The sequence below is a fragment of the Actinomycetota bacterium genome, from assembly GCA_036280995.1.
Lineage (GTDB): Bacteria > Actinomycetota > CALGFH01 > CALGFH01 > CALGFH01 > CALGFH01.
The window spans coordinates 1-5,542 of the sequence record DASUPQ010000773.1 but is presented as its reverse complement, the minus strand read 5'-3'; the positions used below and the strand labels follow the sequence as shown (position 1 = coordinate 5,542).

Below are 5,542 nucleotides of genomic sequence, written 5' to 3'. Positions count from 1 at the left end.
CGATGCGTTCGTGGTCGGTGGCCGCGGTGACGCTGAAGAAGCCCCGGTCGCCGGCGAGGGCGGCGGCCACCACCAGGTCGTCCCGCCCGCAGGACCGGGCCAGGCGCGCCGCCTCGAGCAGGCTCGAGCGGGCCTCCGGATGGCCGGCCAGCCACATCGCCTTGCCGCAGTCCAGCACCAGCTCGGCCCGCCGCCCGGCCGGCACGTCCTCGATCCGCTCGAGCAGCTCCCGCCCCTGCTCGAACCAGGCGACCGCCTCCTGGTGGGCGAGCCGGTCGAGGGCGTGGCGGGCCGCCCGCTCCACCGCCTCGGCCGCCTCGGCCAGGTACGGCTGGTCGCCCCGGTACTGGGTGGCGGCGACCAGCTGGGACGCGACCAGGTAGGGCCGCGTGGCCATCATGTCCGGGTCGGCCCGCCGCAGGGAGTCGGCGACCCGCCGGTGCAGCATGGCCGCCCGCGGCGTCGACAGCGAGCGGTAGACGGCGCTGCGGATCAGCTCGTGGGTGAACTGGCAGGAGCCGCCGGGCGGGAAGGTCAGCAGGCCGGCGGCCTCGGCCTCCTCGACGGCGGCGACGAAGCTGGCCTCGTCGGCCCCGAGGCCGAGGGTGAGGGCCTCGGCGTCCAGCTGCTCGCCGGCGGCGACCAGGCTGACCAGCTTGCGGGCCTCCGGCCCGAGCTGGGCCAGGCGGGCGGCGACGAAGCGGGCCACGACGTCGGGCACGGCCACGCTGTCGAGGTCGAGCTCGTCGCCCCGGACCCGGTCCCGGAGCATCTCGGTCACCAGGAACGCGTTCCCGCCGGTGACCCAGTGGAGGCGGATCGCGTCCCGCTGGGCCACCTCGGGCTCGCAGTCGTCGACGGCGGCCACGGCGGCGGTCACGTCCTCCACGGCCAGCCCGCCGACGGGCAGCATCCGCACCGCGGGCAGGGCCGCGAACCGGCGCAGCTCGTGGGTGGAGGTCGAGGCCGGGTCGAAGGCCTCGTTGCGGGCCGTGGCCAGGACGAGCAGGGCCAGGCCGTCGGCGTTGCGGATGACCGCCTCCAGCATCTGCAGGGACTCGGCGGTCGCCCAGTGGAGGTCGTCGACCACGAACACGACCGGCCGCACGTCGGTCAGCTGCTCCACCAGGGCCCGGAGGGCCGCCAGGAGCTGGTGCAGCTCCGAGACCGGGTCGGCCGGCGGCGGGACAGTCAGGCCGAACGGGGGCGAGGCCAGCTCGGGAACGAGCCGGACCAGCTGCCCCGACCGCTGGTCGAGGCCGGCCCGCAGGAGCAGCTCCGGCGCCTCGCGGACGACCCGCTCCAGGGCGTCCGCGACCGGCTGGTAGGCCTGGCTGGCCGGGTCGGTGCAGCGCCCGGACAGGACCGTGCAGCGCTGGCCGACCGCCCGCCGGGCCAGGGCCGCGGCCAGGCGGGTCTTGCCGACGCCGGCCTCGCCCCGCAGCATCACCACCCGGGCGCCGAAGCGGGCCGCGGCCAGCTCCTCGTCCAGGACGGCGAGCTCCTCGTCGCGGCCCAGCAGCGGCAGCAGATGGTCGCCGTCCAGCCAGGCCGGGAGGCGGCCGCTGTCGGCCCGGTCGTGGTGGCGCCAGAGCAGCTCGTAGGTGGGCATCGGCGACGCCAGCCCCTTGCCCGGCACCGGGTCCAGCTCCTTGAACTCGTGGCCGCCCCGCCCCTGGGCCAGGCGCTGCACCAGGTCGGTGCAGAGGACCTGGTCGCCCCGGGCGGCGGCGAGCAACCGGGCCGCCTGGACGGTGGGCAGGCCACGGACGTCGTCCTCGGCCCAGCGAACGTCGCCGGCGCTCAGCGCGGCCCGCATGGCGATCGCCTCGACGGCCTGGTCCTTCTCGGCGGCGACGGCGTACTGGATGGCGGTCACGGCGTCGAGGGCGGCCGTGGCCGACTCGAACACCGCCATCAGGCCGTCCCCCAGGCTGCGGTTGAACACCGAGCCGTGGACCGTGGCCACGGCGCGGATCAGCTGGTCGTAGTGGCGCAGGTGGCGTTCGGCCAGCTCCTCGCCGAGCCGGGTGCGGGTCGAGGTGGAGTCGACGACGTCGGTGAAGAGGATGGTTGCCGTGGTCAGCGTTCCCGGGGGGCGGGGCGTCATGGGGCACCTTCCTGCTACTCGGCTCGGGATGGTTCGCCGATGCGGGCTCGCACCGCGTGGCGGGCCTGCCGGCGCCGCGCCCGCACCTGTCGCGCGACCGGCCCCTGGTGGAGCTTCCAGCTCCGGGCCAGCCCGTCGGGGATGTGGAACGGACGCTGCTCGCCGGCGAACCGGTCGGTGTAGGCGAGCAGCACGTAGCGGCCGGCCTTGCGGATCAGCAGCCGGGCGGCCGGCCGCAGCGGGCCGAGCAGCCAGCCGCCCCGGTGGGCGGACGAGAGCGAGCCGAACAGGGGGCCGGCCCACCAGGCGGGCGGCCCGACGCCGAGGTGCTCGGGGAGGCGGTCGATGCCGTGCTCGGCGCCCTGGAACAGCCAGTGGACCAGGCTCCGGGGGAGCTTGCGCCACCCCAGGTACATGAACTCCTCCATCTCGGCCATGAGGGCGTCCATGAGCTTGCGGCCGTCGTCGGTGGGCCCGACGTCGCGGCTCATGAGCGGGCTGAGCTCGTCGAGGTCGGCCAGGGTGAGCGGTCCGTCCTGGCAGGCGTCCAGCCCCATCAGGAACCCGATGATGCTCCAGGTGTACAGGTGGGCCTCGCGGTCCTGGTCGTCAAGGCCGACGCCCATGCGCTCCATCGCCTGCCAGGTGACCAGGGTGAAGTCGAGCAGCGTGGCCAGCAGCAGCTTCTGGTTGACGGGCGGCCCGAACCGCTCGGCCGGCCACGGCGCCCGCTCGTTGGCCTCGGTGTCGGGGTCGAGCAGGATCACGCGGACGCAGGCGTGCAGGAGCCGCAGCCCGACCGCGGTCGCGTACCCGACCCGCCCCGCTGCAGGGCGTCCGGGCCGCGCACGCCCATCACGTCGATCAGCATCTGGCCGGTCTCGGCCACCCGCCGGGTCAGGTTGTCGGTGGCCAGGTCCGACACGCGGACCAGCGCCGCCGCGCCGCCGTCGTCGGAGGCGTAGGCCATCGGGAGCGAGGCGAAGAACAGCGCCGCCGACTGGTACAGCCCCCGGTCGGCGAACACGGCCTGGCCCCGCGTGATCCGCGCCTCGTCCCTGGCCCAGGGCGGCAGGGGCGGCGGGTCGAGCAGCGCCGACAGGCGGTCCCCGGCCTGGCCGGCGGCGGTGGCGGGCTCGCCGGCCGGGTTGCGCTTGGCCTCGCCGAGCTCGGAGAGCATCTGGAGGACCAGGCTGCGGACGTCCTCCAGCTCCTGGTGGTCCTGGTAGTAGCGGTGGACCAGCTCGTCCATCTCCGGGTCGGCCTGGCAGCGGAGCTCCTCCAGGCGCTCCTCCCACATTCCCTGTGAGGTTCTGGCCATGGCAGCATGCCCCCCAAGGTCAGATAGTCCGACAAGAGGGCAGGCGTCAGAAGGAGGTCATGCGAAAGGTCACGGCGGCACCCCCACGGCACGGCTACCCGTGAAGTGAACGTTCCACCCGGGGGTGATGTCAGTGACGCACGTCACGAATCGACCGTGACGCGCGACACACGTCCCGGGCGGGAAGGAATCGGTTCGGACGCGGACCACCCTCCGGGAGGGATCGAGATGGACCTCGCCGACTTCAAGGTCCTCAGCTTCGACTGCTACGGCACCCTGATCGACTGGGAGACCGGGATCGCCGCCGTGCTCGGCCCCTGGGCCCGGGAGGCCGGGCTCGACCTCGACGACGAGCAGCTCCTGGCCGCCTACGGCGGCCACGAGGCTGCGGTCGAGCGCGACCGGCCAACGGCGCGGTACCCCGACGTGCTCGCCACCGCGTTCCGCCGTACCGGGGAGGCGCTGGGCCGCCCCGTCGACGACGTCTGGGCGGGGCGGCTGGGGAACTCGGTGCCCGACTGGCCGGCCTTCCCCGACTCCGCCGCCGCCCTGGCCTCGCTGGCCGCCCACTACCGGCTGATCATCGTGTCCAACGTCCACCGCGACGGCTTCGCCGCCAGCAACCGGCAGCTGCGCGGCCGGTTCGCGGCCGTCATCACCGCCGAGGACGTCGGCGCCTACAAGCCCGCCGGCAACCACTTCCAGGCCCTGCTCCGCACCCTCGACGACCTCGGCGTCCCCCGCGGCCAGCTCCTCCACGTCGCCCAGAGCCTGTTCCACGACCACGTCCCGGCCCGCGCGGCCGGCCTCCGCTCGGTGTGGATCAACCGCCGCCACGACCGCCCCGGCTGGGGCGCCACCCCCGAACCCTCCGAGGCCTGGACCTACGACCTGGAGTTCCCCTCCATGGCCGCCTTCGCCGACGCCGCCGACGCCGCGTTCGCGCATGGTTAGCGGCGGATGCGGGTGGCGCTGCGGGCGACGCCCGACAGCAGGGAGCCGATGGCCAGGCCGACCACCAGGGTGATCGCCGAGGTGGCGATCTTCTCGTCCAGGTCGGCGGAGGTGAGGAACGGGACCAGCGCGGCGGCGAGGGTGGCGAGGGTGATGATCCAGGTGAAGAACTGGCGGGGCTGCGGGGTGCTCAGCAGCAGCAGGTGCAGCAGCCCGGTGGCCAGCAGGGCGGCCAGGGCGGCGAAGAGGGCCAGCCGGAGGGTGCTGGCGTTGCCGAGGGTGCCCTCGTCGGTGGGGGCGAGCACCGGCACGTCGAACAGGCCGCGGGCGATCAGGACGCCGACCAGCGTGACCAGCGCGGCCACGAGCGCGGTGGCCACACCGCCGGTCCACAGGCGGCCGGCGTCCACGGAGCGGGCCGGCCGGGCGCCGTCCTCATAGTTCCCGGTGCTGTAGGGAGGGACGGTCACATACGGCTCCTTCCACGAGGCGAGCGTGGCCATGGTCCTCACTGGCGCGTGACGGCACATCACCCACAACGGATGAAGTGGCACGCCATGGCCGGGTCGCGCTCCCACCGCCCTGGCGCTTGGTCCAGCGCAGCAGGGTCGCCGACATGACCGCCATCACCACCAGCACCACGGCGAGGTGGGGGTGTCCACCCACACGAGCCCCTCCTGCATGGCGATCAACAGTCGAGCTCCTCGGTCGCCTTCCGCTCCACCCCGCCGTCGGTGATCAACCAGATGTCCATGGCCCGCCACCTCCCGTTCCCTTGCCGGTGATCCCGGGCCGAGCTTGCCCTATGCCGGCGGCGGGGCCATCCCTTGACCCGGGCCTACAGTCCGGCCAGGCGGCGGAGCCGCTCGACGTCGCGCAGGACGTACTGGCGGTGGGCGCGGGTGATCAGCCCCCGGCGGTCGAGGTCGGCGAGGACGCGGTTGACGCTGGCTCGGGTTCCGCCGCAGAAGGATGCGAGGTCCGCCTGGGGGAGCCCCCAGTCGACGACGGCGCCGTCGGCCGGCGGCCGCTCCCAGGAGCTGGTCGCCAGGCCGAGCAGCCGTTTCGCGACCCGGCCCTTGAGGTCAAGGAACAGGAGGTCGTCGACCAGCCCGTCCTGGGTGACCACCTGCCGGGCCAGGATCGACAGCAGCGCC

General features: G+C 74.4%; 6 protein-coding genes. 1 reads left to right on the top strand and 5 read right to left on the bottom strand.

The window, feature by feature from the left end:
• From VF468_25835 to VF468_25825, 3 genes are all read right to left on the bottom strand, one after another.
• Nucleotides 1-2,110, bottom strand: a 2,110-nt coding sequence (locus VF468_25835) for an AAA family ATPase (GenBank protein HEX5881708.1), incomplete at its 3' end; no start/stop codon positions are given.
• 14 nt (nt 2,111-2,124) lie between these two features.
• Nucleotides 2,125-2,877 carry an oxygenase MpaB family protein gene (locus tag VF468_25830; GenBank protein HEX5881707.1) on the bottom strand — a complete coding sequence of 251 codons (753 nt, stop codon included), beginning with the start codon at nt 2,875-2,877 and terminating at the stop codon, nt 2,125-2,127.
• Nucleotides 2,874-3,431: a hypothetical protein gene (locus tag VF468_25825; protein ID HEX5881706.1), complete on the bottom strand. Its 558-nt coding sequence runs from the start codon at nt 3,429-3,431 to the stop codon at nt 2,874-2,876. Before VF468_25825 ends, VF468_25830 begins: the two co-directional genes overlap by 4 nt.
• A 228-nt stretch (nt 3,432-3,659) precedes the next feature.
• Between VF468_25825 and VF468_25820 the strand changes: the two genes are divergently transcribed.
• Nucleotides 3,660-4,385: an HAD-IA family hydrolase gene (locus tag VF468_25820; GenBank protein ID HEX5881705.1), complete on the top strand. Its 726-nt coding sequence runs from the start codon at nt 3,660-3,662 to the stop codon at nt 4,383-4,385.
• On the opposite strand, the gene VF468_25815 is transcribed toward VF468_25820, so the two are convergent.
• Together VF468_25815 and VF468_25810 are read right to left on the bottom strand one after the other, a co-directional pair.
• Nucleotides 4,382-4,855 (bottom strand): DUF6069 family protein, encoded by a 474-nt coding sequence (locus tag VF468_25815; protein HEX5881704.1) that lies wholly within the window; start codon nt 4,853-4,855, stop codon nt 4,382-4,384. The two genes, VF468_25820 and VF468_25815, sit on opposite strands and share 4 nt — an antisense overlap.
• Nucleotides 4,856-5,223: 368 nt before the next feature.
• The coding region (locus VF468_25810; protein ID HEX5881703.1) for a helix-turn-helix domain-containing protein at nt 5,224-5,542 on the bottom strand (319 nt) is incomplete at its 5' end.

Bases quoted from the DNA above. Each gene is read 5' to 3' on its own strand.
- VF468_25825 (HEX5881706.1), bottom strand. From the start codon at position 3,431: ATGGCCAGAACCTCACAGGGAATGTGGGAGGAGCGCCTGGAGGAGCTC.
- VF468_25820 (HEX5881705.1), top strand. From the start codon at position 3,660: ATGGACCTCGCCGACTTCAAGGTCCTCAGCTTCGACTGCTACGGCACC.